24 protein-coding genes are annotated in these 24,052 nt (G+C 42.3%); 9 read left to right on the top strand and 15 right to left on the bottom strand.

Features of this window, described 5'->3' with window-relative positions:
- The first annotated feature begins 269 nt into the window (after positions 1–269).
- The 3 genes from OKC24_RS02835 (at position 270) to OKC24_RS02825 (ending at position 2,518) form a co-directional block, all read left to right on the top strand.
- Positions 270–920 (top strand): TetR/AcrR family transcriptional regulator, encoded by a 651-nt coding sequence (locus tag OKC24_RS02835; protein ID WP_130144859.1) that lies wholly within the window; start codon positions 270–272, stop codon positions 918–920.
- Positions 921–1,034: 114 nt separating this feature from the next.
- Positions 1,035–1,955, top strand: a complete 921-nt coding sequence (gene argF / locus OKC24_RS02830) for an ornithine carbamoyltransferase (protein WP_005010159.1) — start codon at positions 1,035–1,037, stop codon at positions 1,953–1,955.
- 89 nt (positions 1,956–2,044) lie between these two features.
- A complete protein-coding gene (locus OKC24_RS02825; protein ID WP_130144843.1) occupies positions 2,045–2,518 on the top strand; it encodes a hypothetical protein in 474 nt (157 codons plus the stop codon).
- A gap of 93 nt (positions 2,519–2,611) precedes the next feature.
- Here OKC24_RS02825 and OKC24_RS02820 read toward each other — a convergent pair whose 3' ends face one another.
- The 8 genes from OKC24_RS02820 to rpiA form a co-directional block, all read right to left on the bottom strand.
- Positions 2,612–2,965 (bottom strand): YnfA family protein, encoded by a 354-nt coding sequence (locus tag OKC24_RS02820; protein WP_130144841.1) that lies wholly within the window; start codon positions 2,963–2,965, stop codon positions 2,612–2,614.
- Between the two features lie 104 nt (positions 2,966–3,069).
- Positions 3,070–5,346: an ATP-dependent Clp protease ATP-binding subunit ClpA gene (clpA, locus tag OKC24_RS02815; protein ID WP_130144839.1), complete on the bottom strand. Its 2,277-nt coding sequence runs from the start codon at positions 5,344–5,346 to the stop codon at positions 3,070–3,072.
- 9 nt (positions 5,347–5,355) lie between these two features.
- A complete protein-coding gene (clpS, locus tag OKC24_RS02810) occupies positions 5,356–5,769 on the bottom strand; it encodes an ATP-dependent Clp protease adapter ClpS (RefSeq protein WP_130144837.1) in 414 nt (137 codons plus the stop codon).
- Positions 5,770–5,788: 19 nt separating this feature from the next.
- On the bottom strand, positions 5,789–6,541 hold the full coding sequence (locus OKC24_RS02805) for a hypothetical protein (protein ID WP_130144835.1): 753 nt from the start codon (positions 6,539–6,541) through the stop codon (positions 5,789–5,791).
- 78 nt (positions 6,542–6,619) lie between these two features.
- Positions 6,620–7,672 carry an N-acetyl-gamma-glutamyl-phosphate reductase gene (argC, locus tag OKC24_RS02800; protein WP_165499117.1) on the bottom strand — a complete coding sequence of 351 codons (1,053 nt, stop codon included), beginning with the start codon at positions 7,670–7,672 and terminating at the stop codon, positions 6,620–6,622.
- Between the two features lie 186 nt (positions 7,673–7,858).
- On the bottom strand, positions 7,859–8,584 hold the full coding sequence (locus OKC24_RS02795) for a PDZ domain-containing protein (RefSeq protein ID WP_130144833.1): 726 nt from the start codon (positions 8,582–8,584) through the stop codon (positions 7,859–7,861).
- A 155-nt stretch (positions 8,585–8,739) separates the two neighbouring features.
- On the bottom strand, positions 8,740–9,414 hold the full coding sequence (locus OKC24_RS02790) for a YgjP family zinc-dependent metalloprotease (protein WP_131275845.1): 675 nt from the start codon (positions 9,412–9,414) through the stop codon (positions 8,740–8,742).
- A 131-nt stretch (positions 9,415–9,545) separates the two neighbouring features.
- Positions 9,546–10,217, bottom strand: a complete 672-nt coding sequence (gene rpiA, locus OKC24_RS02785; RefSeq protein WP_130144829.1) for a ribose-5-phosphate isomerase RpiA — start codon at positions 10,215–10,217, stop codon at positions 9,546–9,548.
- A 107-nt stretch (positions 10,218–10,324) separates the two neighbouring features.
- On the opposite strand from rpiA, the gene ilvA reads away from it, so the two are divergent.
- Positions 10,325–11,863, top strand: coding sequence for a threonine ammonia-lyase, biosynthetic (gene ilvA / locus OKC24_RS02780; protein ID WP_005010180.1), 1,539 nt, complete (start codon positions 10,325–10,327; stop codon positions 11,861–11,863).
- A 571-nt stretch (positions 11,864–12,434) separates the two neighbouring features.
- On the opposite strand, the gene OKC24_RS02775 is transcribed toward ilvA, so the two are convergent.
- The 3 genes from OKC24_RS02775 to OKC24_RS02765 all read right to left on the bottom strand — a co-directional run bounded on the left by OKC24_RS02775 (position 12,435) and on the right by OKC24_RS02765 (position 13,650).
- Positions 12,435–12,980 carry a hypothetical protein gene (locus OKC24_RS02775; RefSeq protein WP_131275846.1) on the bottom strand — a complete coding sequence of 182 codons (546 nt, stop codon included), beginning with the start codon at positions 12,978–12,980 and terminating at the stop codon, positions 12,435–12,437.
- A 169-nt stretch (positions 12,981–13,149) separates the two neighbouring features.
- Positions 13,150–13,416 carry a hypothetical protein gene (locus OKC24_RS02770; protein ID WP_265464731.1) on the bottom strand — a complete coding sequence of 89 codons (267 nt, stop codon included), beginning with the start codon at positions 13,414–13,416 and terminating at the stop codon, positions 13,150–13,152.
- 45 nt (positions 13,417–13,461) lie between these two features.
- Positions 13,462–13,650 carry a hypothetical protein gene (locus OKC24_RS02765; protein ID WP_265464729.1) on the bottom strand — a complete coding sequence of 63 codons (189 nt, stop codon included), beginning with the start codon at positions 13,648–13,650 and terminating at the stop codon, positions 13,462–13,464.
- Positions 13,651–13,834: 184 nt separating this feature from the next.
- On the opposite strand from OKC24_RS02765, the gene OKC24_RS02760 reads away from it, so the two are divergent.
- Together OKC24_RS02760 and OKC24_RS02755 are read left to right on the top strand one after the other, a co-directional pair.
- Positions 13,835–14,491, top strand: coding sequence for a potassium channel family protein (locus tag OKC24_RS02760; RefSeq protein ID WP_130144823.1), 657 nt, complete (start codon positions 13,835–13,837; stop codon positions 14,489–14,491).
- Positions 14,488–15,828 carry a TrkH family potassium uptake protein gene (locus tag OKC24_RS02755; protein ID WP_131275848.1) on the top strand — a complete coding sequence of 447 codons (1,341 nt, stop codon included), beginning with the start codon at positions 14,488–14,490 and terminating at the stop codon, positions 15,826–15,828. Before OKC24_RS02760 ends, OKC24_RS02755 begins: the two co-directional genes overlap by 4 nt.
- A 90-nt stretch (positions 15,829–15,918) precedes the next feature.
- Here OKC24_RS02755 and OKC24_RS02750 read toward each other — a convergent pair whose 3' ends face one another.
- The 4 genes from OKC24_RS02750 to OKC24_RS02735 all read right to left on the bottom strand — a co-directional run bounded on the left by OKC24_RS02750 (position 15,919) and on the right by OKC24_RS02735 (position 21,739).
- The gene (locus OKC24_RS02750) at positions 15,919–17,073 is read right to left on the bottom strand and encodes a phospholipase A (RefSeq protein WP_130144819.1); all 1,155 of its coding nucleotides are present in this window, start codon (positions 17,071–17,073) and stop codon (positions 15,919–15,921) included.
- 48 nt (positions 17,074–17,121) lie between these two features.
- Positions 17,122–20,061, bottom strand: coding sequence for an insulinase family protein (locus tag OKC24_RS02745; RefSeq protein WP_265464727.1), 2,940 nt, complete (start codon positions 20,059–20,061; stop codon positions 17,122–17,124).
- A gap of 265 nt (positions 20,062–20,326) precedes the next feature.
- Positions 20,327–21,112, bottom strand: a complete 786-nt coding sequence (locus OKC24_RS02740) for a COG4705 family protein (protein ID WP_130144815.1) — start codon at positions 21,110–21,112, stop codon at positions 20,327–20,329.
- Positions 21,113–21,286: 174 nt separating this feature from the next.
- The gene (locus tag OKC24_RS02735) at positions 21,287–21,739 is read right to left on the bottom strand and encodes a GNAT family N-acetyltransferase (RefSeq protein ID WP_265464726.1); all 453 of its coding nucleotides are present in this window, start codon (positions 21,737–21,739) and stop codon (positions 21,287–21,289) included.
- Positions 21,740–22,020: 281 nt separating this feature from the next.
- Between OKC24_RS02735 and OKC24_RS02730 the strand changes: the two genes are divergently transcribed.
- From OKC24_RS02730 to OKC24_RS02720, 3 genes are read left to right on the top strand one after another with little or no spacing between them, the layout of a single operon-like run.
- Positions 22,021–23,025 carry an adenosine kinase gene (locus OKC24_RS02730; protein ID WP_130144811.1) on the top strand — a complete coding sequence of 335 codons (1,005 nt, stop codon included), beginning with the start codon at positions 22,021–22,023 and terminating at the stop codon, positions 23,023–23,025.
- Between the two features lie 14 nt (positions 23,026–23,039).
- Positions 23,040–23,351, top strand: a complete 312-nt coding sequence (locus OKC24_RS02725; RefSeq protein ID WP_171457715.1) for a Rieske (2Fe-2S) protein — start codon at positions 23,040–23,042, stop codon at positions 23,349–23,351.
- An 18-nt stretch (positions 23,352–23,369) separates the two neighbouring features.
- Positions 23,370–23,987, top strand: a complete 618-nt coding sequence (locus tag OKC24_RS02720) for an OB-fold-containig protein (RefSeq protein ID WP_005010213.1) — start codon at positions 23,370–23,372, stop codon at positions 23,985–23,987.
- The last annotated feature ends 65 nt before the right edge of the window (positions 23,988–24,052 follow it).

Genomic DNA, 24,052 nt, shown 5'->3' with positions numbered 1-24,052 from the left:
TAAATCTTAAGCCTGCAGACGTTTGTTGTGTCATATTCCTTTCCACAGTGGTCACTTTATTTATTGAGGCTTGAGTATAACCATAATTATTTCGCCCGCTATGACCCATTAGAATTATTACTCTAAAACTTTAGTCAAATATTTATGAAATATATAATATTATTTCGTTACAGCATAATCATCTGGTGCATACCTGCAATTACAGAAACTTATTCAAAGCTTTGCTATAATTGAAGCAGTTTTTACAGGCAGATAACCTTATTCCCCATATGCACGATTTAGCTCAACTCGAACCTATCGCACGTGATTTACCGCAAACCAAACGTGGTCATGAACGTTGTTTTGCACTCTTATTAAGTGCAAATGAGCTATTCGTAAAAAATGGTTATGAAGCAGTGTCTTTAGATGACATCGTCAACCATGCCGGTGGCTCCAAAGCCTCTATCTACAAATATTTTGGCAACAAAGAAGGCTTATTTAAAGCCATTTGTGATTATCGGCGTGAACAATTTTATAAAGACATCAGTTTGGCGTGCATGTCTGAACCCGAAGAATTACGCAGTTATTTAATTCGAATTCTAAGCAATTTTTTAAAACATATTATTCAGCCAAAAAACATTGCCTTCATTCGCCTTGTCCTGAATCAAACTCAAAAGGATTCAACCCTTGCACTATACATTCATGAAAATGGTGCAAAAATGATCCAAATGACAATTGCAAAAGTTTTGGCTAAAGCGCATGAAGACGGTGATTTAAACTGTCCGCACCCCAATAATTCAGCAATGCTGTACTTTGGAATTCTTCGCGACTATGAATGGCGCATTATTTTAGGTGTTGACCTGGTCATAAATGAGCAAGAAGCGATCAATCACATCGAGTATTGCGTAGATCGATTCCTCGACGGTCATCAAAAGCCTTAGTTTTTTTGCAATTTTACATATATTTGGTATAGAGTATTCGATTCTCCTTTTCTTTTAACCAACCAACAACTAATTGTTGTTTATTTTTGATTCAGCAATTATTGTGGAGTAATCATGGCTCTGCGTCACTTTCTTACTTTACGCGATTTATCGACTTTAGAACTTAACCAAATTGTGCAGCGCGGTATAGAACTGAAGCGCAAACAGCACAACAATGAAGTATTCCAGCCTTTCGTTGGTAAAGTAATGGGCATGATTTTTGAAAAGTCAAGCACCCGTACCCGTGTATCGTTTGAAGCAGGCATGAGCCAGTTTGGCGGCAGCGCAATCTTTCTATCATCACGCGACACTCAGCTGGGCCGCGGCGAACCGATTGAAGATTCTGCACGCGTGATTTCAAGCATGCTTGATATTGTGATGATCCGTACTTTTGGCCACGATATTGTTGAGCGCTTTGCATCATATTCTACAGTTCCTGTGATCAATGCTTTGACTGATGACCACCATCCTTGCCAATTATTGGCAGACATTCAGACTTTTGTTGAACACCGCGGCTCAATCGAAGGAAAAACAGTGGCTTGGATTGGTGACGGCAACAATATGTGCAACTCATATATTGAAGCTGCTCATATGTGGGGCTTTAAATTAAAAATCGCTTCGCCTAAAGGCTATGAGCCTAAAGAGCAGTTCCTATCCGAATTTGCGCATTGCGTAGAACTCGTCAACTCAGCTGAAGATGCTGCGGTCAATGCGGATTTGATCGTCACTGACGTATGGGCAAGCATGGGCCAAGAAGAAGAGCAGAAAATCCGTGAAAAAGCTTTTGCAGAGTATCAAGTCAATGAACGCTTAATGGATTTAGCGCATTCAAATTGCTTATTTATGCATTGCCTGCCTGCTCACCGCGGCGAAGAAATTTCAGAAAACATGTTAGATCACAAAAATGCTGTGGTTTGGGATGAAGCTGAAAACCGTTTACATGCTCAAAAAGCATTGGTTGAATTCTTGATTAACGAAAATCTAAAAAAAGACTAAGTTTCACTCATATTAAAAAAGCACCTTCGGGTGCTTTTTTTGTTTTTACATGCTTTAATAAAACCATAACTTTTATAAGTGATTTCAAAATGGGTTCAAAAACTTTACGGCTTGGCTTGAGTGCTTTGGTTTTAATACCTGCCACTGTTATGGCAGCGCCAACCGAACTTGATCAATACTTAGTAAACAAACAGATTTTAGACAGCAGTTACATGATTAGAAATGCCGCGGCATTAAATGAAATTTTAGATGCAATCAGTGATGAAGATTCACGCACACTTCCCTTTCAAATTGACCAAAATATGCTGATGGAAAAATATCAGATCAGTGCAGATCAAATGCAGGTAGAAGGCATTATTACAACATCAGATTTTACACAATTTGAAAAAAGCATAGGCATTAAAGACATTCAAAGCATGCTGAAAAAGAATACCCTGCAAAATTGCCATTTGCTGTTCGAGCATGAGTTTCAGCGTAAAAATCCCTATTTAGCCAACATGACGCTTTCTTCTGAGAAGCATGTATATCGATATTCCATCAAAAATAGTGAATGCAACTTTTAAAAAATGCTATCCATGCCCAAAATAAAGCCTCGGTTATTTCAGCAACTAAGGCTTTATAGCTTTCAGCTCAAGCTCGACCAGTTTGCTTCAATATTACCGAATCAAGCCTTGTGGCTGTAAAATAATGACCGCAGCGCCAATCAATACTACAGCGCCGCCAATCAAGTCCCATCGAGTCAAGCTTATTTGATCCACAAAGCGCAGCCACATTAATGCGGAAAAAATATAAATCCCGCCATAAGCTGCATAAATCCGCCCCGATGCGGCAGGATGCAATGTCAACAACCAAACAAATACGGCCAGCGCCAATACTGTTGGCAGCCACAGCCACTGGCTTCGCCCTTGATTCAGAATTAAATAGGGAAAATAGCAGCCCAGAATTTCCATCACAGCTGTGACAGCAAACAACAGGAAGGTTGTGATGACTTTCGAAATTTGAATATCCATAACCAGCACTTAGCGACCCAACGGCATTTCAGCCAAAACTTATAAGATGTAGATGCAAAAAATAACCCGTGGCGAACACGGGTTATTTTCAAAAAGCCGTTATTTTAGGCAGGCTCAGCAGTTTGATCTTCAAACACTTCAAGTTTTAAACCCACTGCTTTGCCATTCTCTTTTTTCACTGAAACAGCAACATTGCCGCCATGCTCTGCCAACTCACCAAACAAGATCATTTCTGCAAGCGGCTTTTTCAAATGCTCTTGAATTAAACGCTGCATTGGACGCGCGCCCATTAAACGGTCATAACCGTTCTCGGCCATCCATTCACGCGCAGATTGATCAACTTCCAGAATGACTTTTTTATCATCTAGTTGCGCTTGCAGCTCTGTTAAGAACTTATCTACCACATTTTCAATGACCGTTGTTGGCAAGGCTTTAAACTGAATCACGCTGTCTAGACGGTTGCGGAACTCTGGTGAGAATGCTTTTTTCATTGCATCCTGATTGTCTTTACTGTTGTCTTGTTCTTTAAAGCCAATGCTGATACGGGAAATGCTTTCTGCGCCAATATTGGTGGTTAGAACTAAAACTACATTGCGGAAATCAGATTTTCGGCCATTATTATCGGTCAATGAGCCGTGATCCATAATCTGCAGCAGTAAATTAAAGACATCTGGATGTGCTTTTTCAATTTCATCCAACAGCAATACGCAGTGCGGATTTTTATGAATCGCATCTGTCAACAAACCGCCTTGATCGAAGCCAACATAGCCTGGAGGCGCACCGATTAGGCGTGATACAGCATGACGCTCCATATATTCAGACATATCAAAACGCACAAGTTCAACACCCAGCAATTTTGCCAGTTGCTTGGTTACTTCTGTTTTACCAACACCTGTTGGGCCGGCAAACACAAAACTGCCGACAGGTTTATCAGGAGATTTCAAGCCTGCACGTGACAGTTTAATCGCAGAACCCAGCGCTTCAATTGCTTCATCTTGACCAAACACGACACGTTTCAAATCGCGTTCCAGATTTTCTAAAACAGTCTTGTCATCTTTAGACACAGTCTTTGGCGGAATACGGGCAATTTTTGAGACGATATCCTCAATATTTTCTACCGTAATCAGCGTATCATCCTGCTCTGCTTTTAATCGGCGCTGCGCACCCGCTTCGTCAATCACGTCGATGGCCTTATCAGGCAAGAAGCGGTCATTAATAAATTTTGCAGACAGCTCAACTGCTGAAACCAAGGCTAAATCATCATATTTCACGTGATGAAAATCTTCAAATTTGGTTTTCAAACCGCGCAAAATATCAATAGTTTCTGAAATAGAAGGTTCATTCACATCAATTTTTTGGAATCGGCGTGATAAAGCATGATCTTTTTCAAAGACTTGACGATATTCTTGAAATGTCGTCGAACCAATGCAGCGCAATGTTCCATTTGCCAAAGCAGGTTTAATCAGATTTGAGGCATCCATGGTGCTGCCCATGCTTGAGCCAGCACCAATAATCATATGAATTTCATCAATAAACAGTATCGCTTCCGGCTTTTTCTTCAAAGCATTCAGCAATTGTTTTAAGCGTTTCTCAAAATCGCCCCGATATTTGGTACCCGCCACCAGTGCGCCAATATCCAAGCTGTAGACTTCTGCATTTTCTAGAGGTTTCGGCGCTTTGCCGTTTACAATCAGCCATGCCAAGCCTTCAGCAATTGATGTTTTGCCTACACCCGGATCACCCACCAGCAGCGGATTATTTTTACGGCGGCGGCAGAGAATTTGCGCAGCGCGCTCAATCTCTTTTTCACGGCCAATCAATGGGTCAGTTTTACCCTTTTGAGCTTCTGCATTTAAATTGGTGGTATACAGCTCAAGCGGGCCAGCATTGGCCGAAGATGCGGTTTCACCATCCAGCTCTTCTATTTCTTCTTCCTGTGGCGCTTCGTCTTTGCGTGTGCCATGAGAAAGGTATTGGGTTAAAGTCAGTCGGTTAATTTGGTGACGCTTCAGCAAGTACACTGCAAAAGAATCACGCTCTGAATACATTGCAACCAAAATATCCGCACCTTCTACAGTCCGGTCACTGCCGCTGGACTGCACATGAAAAATTGCGCGCTGCAATATGCGGTCAAAGCTTTCTGTAGGGTGCGGTGCCTGATCGCTGTTTTCACCAAGTTTAGGAGTATGCTGTTCTACGTATTCTTCAAGCTCTTTTCGAAGCAGGATAATGTCTGCGCCGCATGCTTTTAATGCATTCACAGCAGAGTCATTATCCAGTAAAGCCAATAATAAATGTTCTACCGTCAAAAACTCATGTCTCTTTTGACGAGCCATGCTGACAGCCAAACGTAATGATACTTCTAATTGACGACTGAGCATGCAACCCCCTTAATCTTTGGGCTCTATCTGACAAAGCAAAGGATGACCTTGTGACCGAGCGTAATTATTGACTTGATTTGCTTTCGTCTCCGCAATGTCTCGCGGATAAACCCCTGCAACACCTTTTCCTTCATAATGTACAGTTAGCATTACTTGAGTGGCTTGGTCAAGATTCAAAGCAAAGTATTGTTGTAAAATTTCAATAACAAAGTCCATTGGGGTGTAATCATCGTTCATTAAAACAACAGCGTACATCGGCGGACGTTTTAATTCTGGACGTGCAGTCATGACTGTGGTGTCGGCATCCCCATCTTCATGCGTTTCATTGCTCAAGCGCGGGCTGATGTGCCAGTCCACTATTCCAGTTTGATAGAATGAGTCTTTCATGTCAGATAAACTAATTTGACGCTTATTGCTTCGCATATGATTCTTGATTCACACTTCAGTTTGAATTTGCTTCAGTTTGAGGAATTTCTGAGAGAAACGAAGATTGATTCTCTACTGCTGGCCCTTTAGACCAGCTGAAACGGCGTACAACCTGTTTGCCTGCACTGTTTAAACGAATTTCGATAAAGTTTGGCGTAAAGCCTTTCGGCATTGTCCAGCGGCCTGTTAGACGCTCATTGTTTTCAAAGTTGAAGTTTTTATCTTCCATCGGCACGGTTAAAACTTCAGTTCCTTGAATCAAGCGGATTTCAGCACTGCCCGAAGCATTGGTTTTTCCAGGGCTCACTTGCATTAAATCCAGCTGATATTCAAATGCATTATCTGGCAGCGGTTTAATCGCTACATGCTGCACAGCTAAAGCAATGCCGCCGCGCTGGCGCAATACTTCACGGTAAAGTACTCCGATATTTTCGGCTTGAGCCTGCGCATCCCGGGCCTTATTCATTTCTAGATATAAATCATTCGAGTTGCTGACGGCCACATCACGTTCCTGAATTGCGGTATTTAAACTTTTATTCAATACAGCAAGCTCAGATTTTTGCTTTTTCACCACTTCAACCAGCTGCTCGGCATCAGCATCATAACCCACAACTGTCAGGCCTTGGCGATGCCCAACCGTATAACCCAGCAAGCCGCTGCTCAAAATTAAAACAGCCGCGCCAACTGCCAAAGGCAAATTGGTTTGCATAAACGGTTTTTTATCGCTGGCATTGTGCTGTGGCGCAGTATGTGAGTCTGAATTTTGCATCATCATCTCTTATTTTGATTTATTCAAAACACACATTTAAATCAAAATCTAAATGTGTGTGAAGCATTTAAACGTTTCTTATGGTAATAAACCGATGCCTTGCAAGCCTGCTTCTTCAGCAAAGCTAAACATCAAGTTCATATTTTGTACAGCCTGTCCTGCTGCGCCTTTCACTAAGTTATCTTGAGCTGCAAGAATCACCAGTTTTTTCGGCTGCGGCTTATACAGTGCAATACGCAATTGGTTTGCTCCGCGCACTGAACGGGTTTCAGGTGAACTGCCTGCTGGCATTACATCAACAAACTGTTCATTAGCATAGAACTGCTCATAAAGCGCCTGCAAATCAGCTTCTGCACCGGCATCCGTTAAGTCGATATAAATCGTGCTGAGCATGCCGCGAATCATTGGCACCAAATGCGGCACAAACAAGATCTCATTAAATACGCCTTTTTGGCCTGAGATATTTTCCAGCGCTTCGACAATTTCAGGATGATGGCGATGGCCCGCTACACCATAGGCTTTAAAGTTATCTGCATTTTCTGAATAGATCATGCCAAGGCTGGCTTTACGGCCTGCACCAGAAACACCAGATTTTGCATCAATAATAATGCTTTCAGGTTTCACTAATGCGTCAGCTTTTAACACGGGTGCCAAACCCAGCTGTACGGTAGTCGGATAGCAGCCAGGATTGCCAATCACGTTAGCTTGTTTAATTTTGTCCCGGTTTAATTCAGACAAACCGTAAACCGAATCTTTTAATAAATCTGGGCAAGCATGATCTAAACCATACCATTTTTCAAACTGTGCTAAGTCTTGCAATCGGAAGTCTGCTGCCAAATCGATCACTTTTGTATTTGCAGCGACCAATTCTTCTGCATGCTTCATTGCTACGCCATGCGGAGTCGCAAAGAACACCACATCGCATTTTTTCAGTTCATCAAGATTGAGGTCTGAATATTGAAGGTCGGTATGACCGCGCAAGCTTGGGAACATGTCGTCGACACGGCGCCCATTTTCAGTACGTGAAGTTAAAACCTTTACTTCCGCATTTGGATGACGCAGCAAAATACGCAGCAATTCAACGCCTGTATAACCCGTACCGCCGACAATACCAACTGAAATCACGCTCATTACCTCAATTCAAAGTATTCATTTGATGACTGCGTAGTATGACAGGAAGTTGCGGTTTTCTAAACTGTTTTGCTTGGGTTTATTGCAATTCGGATCTTTTTATCAATTTAAGAGAAAACATATTTTCAGAAAGCACCAAACTTACGTTGGATGAAAGGTGCAATTGTCCTGTTCTCCAGTCCAATATTAGTGTTTCATACTGATTTCTACAGGTATTGTCTGTCCTTTTCTCAGAATTTCAAACTTTACTGTGTTTCCTCTTAGATAGCTTGAACTTTCAACAAATGCACCAACATCATTAATATTTTCATTATTCATTTTCAAAATAATATCCTGAGGCAATACTACGCTTTGCGCGGGCGAGCCTTGTCGAATCAACTTTGCTACAACACCAGCTTGAATTCCATTGTAAATTTTATCCCTATCTGATAATTCATCAGGATAAATACCTGTTATTGAATCAAATTTATGGAAATAAATCACGGTAAACTGATCATCTAATGAAACATATCTAACAGGCTTACTTTCAAGCGTTCCTACAGGTATATTATTTAAATTATTCACATCATTTTTATTTCTATTATCACCGGATATTCTTGCAACTTCAGGCTCACGCATCCTAGTATCATAAATTACCTTGCTTCCTTGAGATTCATTGCTAAAAACCGCAATTGGTGAACCATGAAGCAATGCTTTTTCCCGAATGTCTCTCATACTTCTACTATATGAATCATTAATGAACTTTTCTTTAGATATAGGCACATACCCACCTTGAAACATCTCAAGTTTCTTTTCATCTAAATCGTCCACTTTAATAATTTGCGGATTTAATCTTCGTACGTCCTGCCCAATAGCCGCATTACCGTTGCAAACTAACAGCAAAACACCACATATCCTTAACAGCTTAATCATCTTCGTATTCTCATTCTTATGGTTTAATTTTGCGCTTAAGGTAAAATATATAAATTAAAATTCTTAATATATTCAATCAATATTAGATGGATGTACACTTTTTATATTTTAAGCAAAGTTAAAACATCGGATAAACTTTTAAAGTTTCCCCTTCCCTAATTCCACCACCACGGCATCACAGCACTTTTTAAAGTTTTCCGATGATTTCTACAGTTTGAATCATGCTTTTCCACCTCTACCCAAAAATTCAAACTATGATCAAAATGCTTGGTATGCGCCAACTCATGTACAGCTACATAGCGTGTGATTTCCTGCGGGAAAAGAACCAACCCACTATTCAGCATAATGTCGTGTTTGGCAGAACAGCTGCCCCAGCGAGTTTTGGGCTGACGGATTGAACATTCCCCATAAGCTAGGCCAATTTCTTGACTCAACTGCTCTAAATACACAGGTAAATGCGCTTTTGCATAAGCAATTACAAAAGCCTTTAAGTAGCTTTCAGACTGGCGGTCACTAATGAAAAGTTGATGGTTCTGCTCATCCAAGATAAATGAGTTTTTTTGCGTTTTATAAATAACCTTTAAAGGCTGTTCTAAATTAAAAAGTTTTAATTCATTAGGTAAGCTTTTATCAATCTGCCCTGCTTTTTCCTGCTGCTTCTGCCACGTATCAATCATCCATTGTTCGGATTGTTTTAGAAACTCTTGTACTTGGCGCTGTGAGCAAAACTGCGGCACAGTTAATTTAATTTGCGTAGGCTCTACACGCAGCCTTAAGCGTGTAGCACGTAATTTTCGAGTGATTTGAATTTCTGGGAGGTTTGGGGTCATTTTTTATTAGTTTTTGAATTTAAATCCCCCTCGATCCCCCTTTAATAAAGGGGGAAGCTCCATTGCAATTCAATGAACGGAGCAAAAGCCCCTCTTAGAAAAAGAGGGGTTTGGGGGAGATTACAAATAGATTAAACCGCAGTGCGTTCTTCAATACCATTGTCAGTGGCAACAATAGCAATATCCGCTTTATTTAAAGCAAAAATACCGTTACACACCACACCTGGAATATTGTTCAGGGTTTTCTCAAGTTCCAATGCATTTAAAATATTGAAATTGTGTACATCTAAAATCACATTGCCGTTATCTGTAACAATGCCTTCACGGTAAACCGGGTCACCGCCAAGCGCAACAATTTTACGCGCTACAGCAGAACGCGCCATTGGAATCACTTCTACAGGCAATGGGAAATCATGACCTAACTGCTCTACCCATTTAGAATCATCAACAATACACACAAATTTCTTTGCAATAGACGCGACAATTTTTTCACGTGTTAACGCAGCGCCGCCGCCTTTAATCATGTGCATATGGCGGTCAATTTCATCTGCGCCATCAACATAAGCGTCTAAACCGCCAACGCTGTTCATATCAACCACTTCAATGCCTAACTTCTTCAGGCGCTGTGCAGTTGCTTCAGAACTGGCTACAGCTGCTTCCAATTGCAATTCTGGCAATAATTCAATGAGGAAGTTTACTGTACTTCCTGTACCAACACCCAAAATACCGCCTTTCGGCAAGTGTTTTAAAGCAGCTTTCGCAACTGCTTGTTTCTTTTCATCTTGGGTCGCATACAGACTCATAACTTGGCTCAACTATTTTTTGACATTTGATGCTGATTTTACAGCCCAAATGTACGGGGGTTTGTTACAATGAATGCTTATTTTAAACTGTTAGATGGAAAATTAACATGCTGTCTCGTTTGGTTCGACAAATATTACAGGCAACGGTGTATGACGTTGCAATCGAAACTCCACTCGAAGCAGCGCCACGAATTAGTGAAAAGCTCAAGAATAACATTCGCTTCAAACGCGAAGATTTACAGCCTGTCTTTTCTTTTAAATTGCGCGGTGCCTACAACCGCATCAGCCAATTGCCAAAATCTCAGCTGGAACGCGGCGTTATTACCGCTTCTGCAGGCAACCATGCGCAAGGCGTGGCCCTATCCGGTAAAAAACTGGGTATTCGCGCCATTATTGTTATGCCTAAAACCACACCGGATATCAAAGTTCAGGCCGTTAAACGCTTAGGCGGTGAAGTGGTTCTGCATGGCGATTCATTTGATGTTGCCAATAAATACGCCATTCAATGCGCTCAAGATGAAGGCATGACCTTCATTCCGCCTTATGATGATGAACTGGTTATGGCTGGCCAAGGCACCATCGCCAATGAAATTTTGCGTCAATGGCGTGATGTTGAATATGTCTTTGTTGCTGTCGGCGGCGGCGGCTTAATTGGCGGTGTTGCAGCTTATTTAGGTGATGTTGCTCCGCATGTCAAAGTCATTCCTGTGGAATATGATGAATCTGCCTGCTTAAAAGCCGCTTTTGAGGCTGGTGAGCGTGTCATTCTTCCATCTGTCGGCTTATTTGCAGATGGAACAGCGGTTGCACAAATCGGTGAAAAACCGTTTGAAGTCATTCAGCTGCAAAAATCCGATAATTCAGGCCCAATTGTTGAGCGTGAGGTTGTCCTCGTCAATACTGATGAAATCTGTACCGCCATTAAAGATACCTATGATGAATGCCGCAGCATTGTCGAACCGTCAGGCGCAATGGCTTTGGCTGGTATTAAAAAGTACGTAGAAGCGCATGGCATAGAAAATAAAAATATGGTGTCGATTGTGTGCGGCGCCAACATGAATTTTGACCGCCTGCGCTATATTGCAGAACGTACAGAATTGGGTGAGCGCAAAGAAGCCATTTTTGCTGTGACCATTCCAGAAGAAAAAGGCTCATTCTTAAAATTCTGCCGTGCATTGCAAGGCCGCAACATTACTGAATTCAACTACCGCGCCAGCAATTCCAGCGCGGCCCAAGTCTTTGTCGGCATTAGCCTGAAAGGCGGTGATAAAGAACGTCAGGATATTTTTGAAACATTAAAGTTCCAATATGACGTGGACGATTTATCGGATGATGAAGTGGCTAAACTGCATATCCGCTACTTGATTGGCGGTCATGCAGATATCGAAAATGAACGCTTGTTCCGTGTAGAATTCCCCGAGCGCCCAGGCGCTTTGCTGACATTCTTAGAACGCCTAGGCCCTACACACAACATCACGTTATTCCATTACCGCAATCACGGCGCTGCTGAAGGCCGTGTATTAGTGGGCATGGAGGCGACTGACGCCAAGCAAAACCCAGACGGTTTAATTGAAACATTGGAAAGCATTACTTATCCATATGCGGAAATTACCAACAACTTGGGCTATCAACGCTTCTTAAAATAAGCACTGCATTTAAAATGTTTTTAAAATAGCCTGTATGTTTGCAGGCTATTTTTTGTATATTCAAAAAGATAAAAAAACTCAGTAAGCACAAAAATGATTTTTAAATTGCATATCCGATCTTGGGAAAGATTTTTTCTCTTTCCTTTTCTGCAGTTATTATGCGTCAGCGTACTAATCAACATTCTTAAACACTTTGTACAGGAATTTATAGCCGCCTTTCCCTTATTGATATTACTATGCATACTCGTAGCGCGTATTCCCTACAGTATGCTTAAACTCGCGCCAAAACATGCATATAAAGCAACCGCAGCTTATATGTTCTTTATTATCTGCTTGACGCAGCTGCTCATTTTTATGAGCAATTATGCTAATCAGCAGCCCTATCGGCCTAAAGGGATAGCTAGTTTTCTTATTATGACAATGATTGCCATGATAATTTACCGGATATTGAATGATCCAGAGGATTTAAAACAAGAAAATACTGAAACATGATTTATTTAAGATTCACAAATGAAATTAAAACGATTTGCTTAGGCTATTTATAGTAAAGTTATAGGGCACTCAAACTCTACTATATAGACTGCAAACAATTCGGCAATGAATAGATTTCAATTTTCAGTTCTTCATCTTTGAATTGCTTTTCAAATTTTTTACAGAATTTGTGAATTTTTTCTGCATCCTGATGTACTGCCAGCCAATAATATTGTTCCGAACAGATCAACAGCAGTTCATAGTTATACTGGCTTAATTCTTGACATAGCGCGTTCAAAATAATTTCTGCAAGCTGTTCCTGCACATTGTAATATTTGCCCAAAAGCTGCTTAGATTTTTCATAGTGCATATAAATCGGCTGAAGTTGCTTGGCTATGTCTTGATGCATTTGCGCAATATTGACCTGCAAATCTTGCAATACAGCACTTTTTGCCAGATCTGCTTCGGTAAAATTCAGCGAGTCAATGCTCATTATAAATGAGCGTTCATGCTGCGCTTTCTTTTCTGACAGCAGCCACAAGCTAAACTGCTCAAAACTGCTGCGGTTTTTAGCTTTTGGGATTTTTCGGGTTTGCAGTTCTGGATACCATGCCTGCAGCCATTGATATATTTTTTTATCATTCATCTTTTAATTTTTCTGCCGTTATTGCTTAAAACACCCAACACCCTGCGACTTGGCTATCATTTGCACAGCGCGTTTAAACAATCTAGCAAATTGATTTGAACAAAATATGACAGCATTTAAAACACAGAACCGGATTTAAAACGGCGGCATCAGATAATTGGCCACATGCCTATTCAATTAAAACCATAGGCTCTTCATTGCCAAAGGCTTCATTAAATGTTGTGATGATCCGGTCAATCAGCTCCTCATTACTTGGCACCAGCAGCCAATACGGATTTTCCTGCTCGATGACCAGCAGCGCTAAATCATAAGGTTCAATAAACACTTTTATATTATTGAATACAACACTATAGGTGAATTCAAAATCATAAGCATGCGCTGGTTCCGGATCAATTTTCTGATCACTTTCTTCATACATGTCAAAAAAAGCACGCATTTCAGCATCAATCTGATTGCTTAATTCATCCAGATCTATACGCAGCTACTGCAAACGGTGGCATTCAGCAATGCCGTTTTGACGGTAATCCATCATCTGCAGCTGCTGCAGGTTTGAATAATGCTGATTCAGCCATAGCATCAAACTCTCAAAATTATCCTGCTCTTCAGGCAATGGGGCGTCTTTTAATTCTGGAAAAGCCACCTGCAATGCCTGATACAGTGTCTTATGCATACTCACACTCCCAACGAGAATCCCTCCAAGTCAATAAGCTTTTGTAATATATAATTTTGTAAGCTTGATAGCTGGAGCTGGAATAAACCGATAAAATAGCTCAAAACCAGCATAGACGAATAATTGAGCACTTTATAGCCAATAATCGTTAACAAATACAACATGAATATAAGGGCCTGATTATATGGCGCAGTTTGCAGTCATTGGACTTGGGAGTTTCGGCGCAACCGTTGCAACAGAATTAGTGAGCCTCAAACATGATGTCATCGGCATCGACAGCAGCAAAAAATTCGTAGAAAGCATTTCTGATCAGCTGACGCATGCCGTCATTGCCGATGCAACGGATGAACACGTTTTAAGTGAATTGAATATTCAAAAATGTGAAGCGGTGGTGGTGGCAATTGGCGAAGATATTGAAGCCAGCATTCTTTGCGTGCTGCATCTCAAAAACTTAGGCATTGATAAAATTTGGGTCAAAGCCAAATCCAAAGCGCACCATATGATTTTAACCCATTTAGGGGTCAACAAAATCATTCATCCAGAGGAAGATATGGGAGTGCGTATTGCGCAGTCACTGAGTTATCCAATGGTCAGCCGCTATATGGCTCTGGATGATAATCATTTTATTGTCAAGGTTGAACTGAAAGAGGCACAGCAAGGGTTGCGGTTCAATCAGCTCATGGAGCATGCACCGGAAGTCAAAACGCTGATGCATAAACGCGGCAAAGAAGTCGTCTTTAGCATTGATCCAAATATGATCTTGCAAAAAGGTGATATTTTAGTCATTGAAGGCTTATTAGAACCTTTGCGCCGTCTCTCTAAACACTTTAAAACTGTATGAAAAAACTGCACAACACCAAAAATGGCACCGTCAATCTCAGCCCGCCTAGCCTGCTGGCCTTAGGTTTCCTAGCCCTGATTATTTTAGGCACCCTGCTGCTGAAGCTGCCTTTCGCCCATCATGGCGAGCTCTCTTGGCTGAATGCTGTTTTCACCTCTACATCCGCCGTTACCATTACAGGTCTTTCTGTGGTAAATGTCGGCGAGGCCTATACTGTTTTTGGCAAACTGGTGATTATGTTCCTGCTGCAATGCGGCGGTTTAGGCTTTATGAGCTTTGCTATTTTAGCTGTCATGAGCCTTTCCCCTCAGCTGGGGTTAAAACAGCAAATTATGGCGCAGGAAACCATTGGCCAAACCAGCCTGAAAAAGGTCACTTTTACCATAAAAGGCGTCTTTCTCTATTCACTATTCTTTGAAGCCGTCGGCACAGTCATCCTCACCATTGCATGGCTGCAAGATTATGATTTTTCAAAAGCTTTTTTCTATGCCGCTTTTTACAGCATTTCCGCGTTCAATAATGGCGGATTTTCACTGTTCCCGAACAGCCTGATGAGCTTTTCAGATCAATATATCATCACCTTCACCATCAGCATGCTCTATATCATCGGCGGCATTGGCTTTTTAGTGCTGATGGACATTAAGCAGCATAAAAGCTGGAAAAAACTGAGCCCAAACAGCAAATTAATCTTATCCGCCATTGCAGGCCTGAACATTTTTGCATTCATTGCCATCTGGTGTTTAGAAGCCAGCAATCCGCTGACTCTGGCGCCGATGAACTTAGGTGATCAGGCCGTCAATGCCTGGTTCCATGCGACTGTTCCCCGGTCTTCAGGCTTTAACAGCCTGCCAATGGATCAGCTTACAGATGCATCTTCTTTAATTACAATGATGCTGATGATTATTGGCGGCGGTTCGCTCAGCACAGCCGGCGGCATTAAAGTGGGAACATTTATTATCGTTGTGCTCAGCGTCATCAGCTTTTTGCGCCGTGAAGATGAAGTGCGTGTTTTTAATCATTCCGTGCCTGAAAAAACCACATTTAAAGCCCTTGCTGTTATTTTTATCACGTTTACACTGATATTTATGGGCTTTTTCAGCCTGTTGCTGATGGAGCCGAATCAGCGTTTTCAAGACTTATTGTTTGAAGCGGTTTCAGCAGCCTGCACTGTCGGCTTGTCACGCGGTATTACAGAAGAGCTGCAGCCTGCGAGCTTGGTCATATTAATGATGCTGATGTATGCCGGGCGTTTAGGCCCATTAACACTGGCTTACTTAATTGCCACGCCGAAAAAGAGCCGTTTAAAACATCCGCCGACGGAAATTCAAATTGGATAGAAATCCAGCTGAACCGTTTACAGCGTATTGAATAATAAAAAACCGTGCTGATGCACGGTTTTTTATTATTCTAGTTTATCCTATAGCAGACTAGAACCAATTCATGAGTGAAACACCAACACCGACATATGTTGCGCGATGGTTATAATCAATTAAGCTTTCACCATAGCCATCAAATAATTGGAACTGGCCTCGCAGCTTACCGCTAATTGGGAAAGTCCAATCAAACTGTACGGCGCCATGCGAATCATCTCCGCCTTTTAATGAATGGCGCAGCATTAAGCTGAAGTCATGCTCTTTATAGCGGTAAAATGCCGTTAAATCGCCGCGCCCCATATAGTCTTTGATATCAGGGTTATTATCATCTTTGGCATTTTCTTCAATGCGGTACCAAGGGCGCAGCATTAAAGCAAAATTATCTTTTTCAAAACCCAAATTCAAGATCACACGGTTCCAGCTGCGCGACAATGGATCAGAGCGGCCGTTCGATTGATGATTCAGCGTCAAGCCTAACATCCGCCAGTTAATGCCCAGCAATTCATAATTCGTCCTAAAAACCAAACTGGCTTCGGGCTCATAATTGGTTTCACGAAATGGGCGGGATTCGTCGGCGTTATACACCTGCCAGCGCGAAGACTGCGTATAGCCTAACCAAACATCTCCATTATCGCCAAACAAGTTCTCAACTGCTTTGGTTTTCAGCGACAGCTGGAATTTTGCTTCCATCGATTTCAGATTCTGCTCTTGATCAGCAGTTACCGTATTGTTCGGGTTTGGGCTAGAGGGACGTTCATTTTTATCAGACGTCCAGTAACCCGGCATCAAATACACCGGCTGATAGCCGCGGATATTCCATGTTCCCAATTTACTGTCTTGCGAAAGCTCCCAGCGGCTGTCCAATAAAGATAAGTTTGGATTCAGCTGCGGCGCTTCCACTGCAAATAGACGGTCTGAAAATGCGTGGCTGACTTTTTCTTTCAGTGTTAGTTTTTCAGTAGGCGCTGGTTCAAGATCTTGCGCGGCTTGACGCTCTGAAACCAATACAGGTTTAACGCTGTCAGGAATTTTAAACAGCGCATCATAGCAAGCCAAACGCTCAGCATTTGATAACAGCGCAACACAAGCCGCCGGTGTTGCAGGTTTCGCAGCCACTTCTGCATTTTGCGCATACGCCCCTGCCGACACCATTGTGCTGAGCAGAATGCCCAGCTGCAATGGTGTACGCTCAAATGAATTGAACGCCATATTCACCCCTTATTCTTTGAAAATTGCTTATTGTGAAATCAATGCCTATTAATTAACTTGTTTAATATCAAAGCCTAATTCAATTAAAGCTTCTCGCTTAGCCACTGGAGCAACGACGGCTTTCACTGGTTTTTGATTCTGAAGATAAATCTGAGCAACGCGCTTTAAATCATCCAGACTTACTTTCAGCAGGCGCTCACGCAGCACTTTACGAAAAGACGGCGTACGCTTATGCAGCAAAGAATAACATGCCGTAATCGCTTCGCCTGCCGGTGAACCCGGTTTGTCCATGCCGGCAATTAAGCCTAAAACCGCCTCTTCAAGCTGATGATCCAGCTGCTCTGCATTAAACAGCCACTGCACACTCGCTTCAAAATCTTTAAATGTTTCTGCTAAACGCGGATCACGGTAACTGTAAAAGCGGAATGAACAGGCATTGCCGTCATAGCTTGCACCGCCGCCATATGCGCCGCCTTTTTCACGGATCGCGCTATGCAAAAAGCCGTTGCGCAAATACGCAGCCAAAACCATTAATGGCGCTGCATCAGGATGAGACACTTCCACAGCAGGATAAGCCAAAGCGCAGAATTGAACATTGGCTTGAATCAGCCACGCTTCATCTTTTTCGCTATGTTCAGGCTGAACTTGGGTTAATTCATGGTCTATATGATCAATTGAAACCTTATCCCAGACCGTTTGAACTTCTTCGACTAAGCGCTCAGACTGATGCTCTTCACATACCACCAAGAATTGTTTCGGCGCTTTCAGCAAGCGATTATGAATCAGTTTCAGTTCATCAATCAACGCATTGTAAGCCGCTTCGTCATTTTCGATTTTAACGGTTAAATCACTTAACCAATTTAAAGCGCCAAGCCCTGTATTGTCATAATCACGCAATGCTAAAGCGCTGTGGTTGCGGCTGGCAATTTGCATCGCATAGCTATGGCCTGCACCTGAAACACGTGACTGCCAGCGAGTCTTTCTCTGCTGCAGCAGTTCGATAATGCGGTCTTTTTCGTCAAAGCGCAGCTGTTCAAAGGCCAGCTTCAGCAGTTTAACCGCTTCTAAACTATTCACTAAAGATTTAGTGGTTAAGGTCATCCAAGCGCTGATCTGGTTTTTATCATCAACTTTTGAACGCAGTGATGCGCCCATGCCTAAACCGCCGCTGACAGCGGTCTGCAACTGCTGCAGCTCAAGGTAGCCATACTGTCCAGCCCCGACTTCACCCAGCAAAATCGACAGCAAGTTAAAATACGGAGATTTCACAATGTCATTTGGAATTTGAATCAGCACCTGCTGATAGTAAATGCCGTTGGTGCCTGCATGGTACAGATTCAGCGGCATATCCATATTATTGGAAATAATTTCACGCAGCTGGCCTTGTACAATTTGCATTTCCGCAGGCACATCTTCCAAACCGACTTTAGGCAGCAGGTTTAAATCATCTGGCGTATCTTGGCGGATATTCAGCGCTTCGGTCTGCGCAATGATTTCCGCTTTTTCTTGCTCTGTCAGTTTTGCGCCAATTTCAGCAAGGCGGGCTTTTTCAGCTTCGGCTTCTTTTGCAGACTTTTGCGCATCTGGAATTAAAGTCATTTGTACGCGGTGCGGATTATCAATCAAATGCGCTTTGATTAAATTAGACAGCCACATCGGGTCTTTTAATTCTTCTTTTACCTGCTCCATCGCGCTATCCACATCCCAGACATGTATAGGATCTGAATGATGAATCGCACTACCTAAACCATTTAAAATCAGGCTTAAACCGTAAGGCATGCCGTCACCGTTGATTTCGCGCTGATGCAATTCAATTTGATGCAGAATTGCGTCCACTAAAACGCTGTCTACCGGCTTGGATGAAACATCTTCTAAAGTTTTAAACACGCCATTTTTAAATTCTTCTGCATGTTCAGGGTTAGAACCTTGCACGCCGCAGAAGAAAGTCATTTCAAAATTAGAATCATCTACACCCATAATCGGGCCTGTAGATTGCGCATAACCGCAAGTTTCTAAGTAATGGCGCAATGGCGATGCCGAATCTTCCAGCAGTACGCCTTCTACCAAACGCATGCCTAAACGGAGCTTGATATCGCTGGACTCAGGCAAAAGCCAAGAAATAATGTGATACGTTTTATCTTTCAGATCTTCCGCATCAACCGCATACGTTTCTGTAACCGCAACCGGCTGCGTCAAGCGGCGCTCAGGTTTTGAATACAGCGTTTCACCCTGCTTGAACTTAGACAGTGCCAAAGTTTCAAACTGCTCTTGCAGCTTATAAGCGGGCTCATTGCCAAAAGTCATAAACACGGCATTGCTTGGGTGATAATGTGACTTATAGAAATTTACAAGCTCTTCGTAAGTCAAGTCAGGAATGTCTTTGGGATCACCGCCGGAATTATAATGGTAGGTGGTTTCCGGAAATAAATGATGCGCCAATTGATGATACAGCTGATCGGATGGCGAGCTCATCGCGCCTTTCATTTCATTGAAAACTACGCCCTTATACACCGGCTCGCCATTTTCAAGTTCAATGCGGATGCCTTCCTGCGCAAAATCCAGCGGATTTAGGTTCGCGGAAAAAGCGGCATCCATATACACTTCAAGCAAGTTTTGGAAATCTTTTTTATTCTGTGTCGCAAATGGATACGCTGTCCAATCCGCTGCTGTAAACGCGTTCATGAACGTATTCAATGAACGGCGGATCATCAGGAAAAACGGGTCGCGCACAGGGAACTTTTCAGAGCCGCATAAAGCTGTGTGTTCTAAAATATGCGCTTCACCTTTGGAGTCCATCGGCTGCGTGCGGAAAGCCACCAAAAATACATTTTCATCATGCTTTGACGCCAAGTGGTAATGCACCGCGCCTGTGACTTTATGCTTATATTCAGACACGGCAATGTCTAAGGCTTCAACATGGTGTTGACGTACCAACTGAAACGCGGGATGAACAGTTTGTGAAATGGTTTCAGTGACATCTACAGTCATGTGATCTCCTAATCTAATGCATTTTTAAGACGTTTGAGTATACCTTAAAAACCTGATGAGGATTCAATCAAAGACAATTTTCCGAGTTATTTAGTCACCTTTAAAACTCTACATTTCATCAGTCTGCTTCAAAAGAAATAATGAAGCGGCTGCCCGAACCTGCTCCATTTTTTCTTGACAGAACCAAAGCATTGATCATTCAGCATCGCACTTCACTCAAGACGCCGGCTCTATCCTTATTCAATCAGCAGAAATCAAAGCGCATCTAAAAAAGAGGCCTGCCGCCTTTTGCATCCATGCGCTGTGACCAATAAACACAGAGTGAAATTGCAGCCAAAAGCACAGCAGACGCGGCAAAACGGCTTAAATCCAAACCGCCGGAACCGATCGGCTTATCCAGAAAATCTCCAACCACAGCCCCTAATGGACGGGTCAGCACAAAGGCGGCCCAAAACAGCAGCACACGCGAGACAGAGGTGAATTTAAAAAGTAAAAAAATAAGTATAATCAATCCACTAAACAGCAATATACCGCCTGTATAGCCTAAACCGGCGGTATCGGCTGACCAGTCTCCCAGCGCCGTACCTAAAGTTTGCGAAAAGGTAATTGTCAGCCAGTAAAACAGTTCAGTCCGCGGCTGATGAACAACATGCGGAGTAATTGTGCCTTCAACTTTATGCCAAAACCATAATGACAAACACACCAGAGACAATAGAATTGTACTGCCGCCGACATAGCCTATTCCGAGCGAACGGTCGACATAGTCTGCAAGTGTTGTCCCGACTGTTGTGCTTGCAATAATGGCAAACCAATACAAAAATGGATGAAAGACCTTAGACTTAATTTGAAAATAGACAGCTAAAACAAAAATGCCGGCAAAAATAAAGGTGCTGAGCAAATATCCCAAATTCAGCGACATCGATAATGCATCGCCTGCGGTTTCACCAAAGGTCGTTGCAAAAATCTTCGTGACCCAGAAAAGTGCTGTAATTTGCGGCACTTTGGCCAGCATTTGGCGTGAACTATCATCAGGCGCAGCTGCAGTTATCATGTGTGACCCCCAAACAAGGAAACTTCACTCTATTGTTTGCATACCAGCTTAAATACAGATTAAAAAATAAGAAAATTTGCACAATGCGCAATACAGAATTTATTGTTTTAAAAATTGAAGCGCTACAATAGTGCCTGCAGCGCTTCTTATAGATGGGTGATTGCCGCAGCCCACTCAACTGATCAGATATTTAAAATAATTATAATTTGGATGGCTTTCAACAAAGACATAATTATGCTTTTGATAGAAATGCGCCGCACCCTTTTGATCTGTATTTAAGCAAAGCGCAGAATAATAAGGCTTTGCTGATTTTTCCAATTCTAGAAGCAGTTTTTTCCCCACACCATGCTGACGGTATTGCGGATGCACATAAAAACGGCGGACACGCCCAATCCGTTCTTCAACTCCCGCATCGCCCCATTGCTGATTTAAACCGCCGCATCCCACCAATGTGTCACCATCAAATGCGAGAAGCAAACTCTCGCCTTTTTGATCAAAACGATTTTTACCGCTTTGAAATTCTTCGATTAAACGCTGAATAAATGCATAGCCTTCTTGATTTGCCAATGCAGCTAAATTATCGATCTGCTTTGGCAATTGCTCGGCCTGACGAATACTTATTTCCATATACCCACGCTTTTTAATCTAATACTCAATTTATCTTTTTTCAGCAGTTTCAAAAACGAAACTGCAAAAGAACTGTAGTGGCCTATGTAAATAAAAAAATGGCCGATGTTCAATAGCAAAGAGATACAAATGTACGAATAATGCCAAAAAAAACCTAAATTCACCAGATCTGTCTAAATAAACGGCGCCCGCAGCAGATCATGAATTTTATTCAACAAACTACAGCAATCCTGAGCATTCGTGTAAACTTGGTGCTTTCATTTTTGATGTGACTGAAAGACATGGCGACCGTTGATCTTTTTGCAATTGGCAATGCATTAATTGACCAGGAATTTAAAGTTTCTGATGATTTTCTTACTCAGCAAAATTTGCAGAAAGGCACAATGCAGCTGACTGACGGTGAAACTCAAGCCGCGCTTTACAGCAGCCTGCAAGCCAGCCAAGTGTATAAAGGTCAAGCTTCTGGCGGTTCAGCAGCCAACACTACAGTTGCATTCAGCGCATTAGGCGGTTCAGCATTCTATGCATGCCGTGTCGGCAATGATGACTTAGGCAAAATCTATCTCGATGGCTTAAATGATGCCGGCATCCAAACCGCAGCTCAGTCTATCAGTGACGGCGTTACTGGAACGTGCATGGTTTTGGTCAGTCAGGATTCTGAACGCACCATGCATACCTTTTTAGGCATCACGGCAGAACTTTCTGACAGCCAGATTGATTTCGGCCCGCTCAATTCGGCAAAATGGCTTTATATCGAAGGCTACCTGTCAACGAGTGATTCTGCTCGGGCTGCAGTTAAAGAAGCGCGGAACATCGCGAAAGCCAATGGCGTGCAAGTTGCTTTAACACTGTCAGATCCTGCAATGGTTCAATACGCGCGCCAAGGCTTAGATGAACTTCTCGACGATGGTGTAGATTTACTGTTCTGCAATGAACATGAAGCCATGATGTATACAGAAACGGATACAGTTGAAGCCGCTTTAGCAAAATTGAAATTACTGAGCAAACATATTGTCATTACACAAAGCGCGAAAGGTGCTTTGATTCACAATAATGAGCAGACATTTATGGTGCCGGGCCGCAAAGTTACCGCTGTTGATGCCAATGGCGCTGGCGATGCTTTTGCAGGCGCATTTTTATATGCGCTGAATGCAGGTTTAGGCTATAAAACTGCAGCGGAGCTTGCTATTTTAATTTCAAGTGAAGTGGTGTCAAAGTTTGGCCCGCGTTTAGCTAATCATGAATACGCGCTTTTACTGCAAAATTTTCTAAAGGAATGTGCATAATGCATAAAATTTGCATGACTGAAGATGTGCCTGAGCGCGAAGCGCGCTCTTATGAGACGCCAAATGGCGATACCATTTTTGTGACTCAGCGTGACGGTTCTTTTTTTGCCTATCAGAATTTGTGCCCGCATTTGCAAATTGAACTAGAATTTTTAGAAAACCAATTTTTAGACCGCGATCAGGAATACATTGAGTGCTCTACGCATGGCGCATTATTTTTGGTTGAAACCGGTGAATGCATTTCTGGCCCATGCCAAGGGCAATCACTTGAAAAAGTAGAGATTAACGTGCATTCTGATGGCGGAATCTATCTTTTAGACGAATAAAATTTGCAGGATACTGCTATGCCTGAGTTTCTTACAAACTACAACTTAATGCCTTTTCATTTAAGTCTAATTGCTGTTGTATTGCTCGGCATGGCAGAAACTATCGGCTACTATATAAATCTGCGCCCAACAACACTGTTCAAAAAACTTTCACCCAAGCATTTGGATGATTTACCCCTGCTGAACGTCAAATTTTCAAAAACACTGATTATCTTTTTTCTATTGATGAATTTCAGCTTCGCGGGCTATTTTTTGCAATTTTGCATTTATGCGCGCGAAATGACTTTTTTTCCTGCCTATTATTTAATGCTTCCTGCACTCATCATTGCAATTTTCTTCACCGTATTCATGATTCATTGCTTAGATCAAGTGATTCCAACCAAACGCATTAAGCAGCAGGTGAATTTGCTTGGGCGTTTAGCCACAATATCCAGCGGCAATGCGCGTCCCGGTTTTTCAGCTCAAGCACGGGTGCGTGATGAATACGGACAGCTGCATTATGTTCAAGTCGAGCCTGAATTTGGCGAATTGGAATTCCAGTCTCAGGTTATCCTTATCCGCCCAAAAAAATCGCATTACATCGCTAAACGGATTTGCCCTTCCAACCGTTTATTCAATCTAGATTTAGGTACATAAGCTTTATAGCCACAAAACATCACAAATTCAGGCTGAATTCCATCTGTACTAATTCTCAAATGCCA

Source organism: Acinetobacter entericus (genome assembly GCF_026168575.1).
Taxonomy (GTDB): Bacteria; Pseudomonadota; Gammaproteobacteria; order Pseudomonadales; family Moraxellaceae; genus Acinetobacter; species Acinetobacter bouvetii.
Note: the sequence above shows the minus strand (reverse complement) of the source record. Positions and strands in the feature narration are given on the sequence as shown.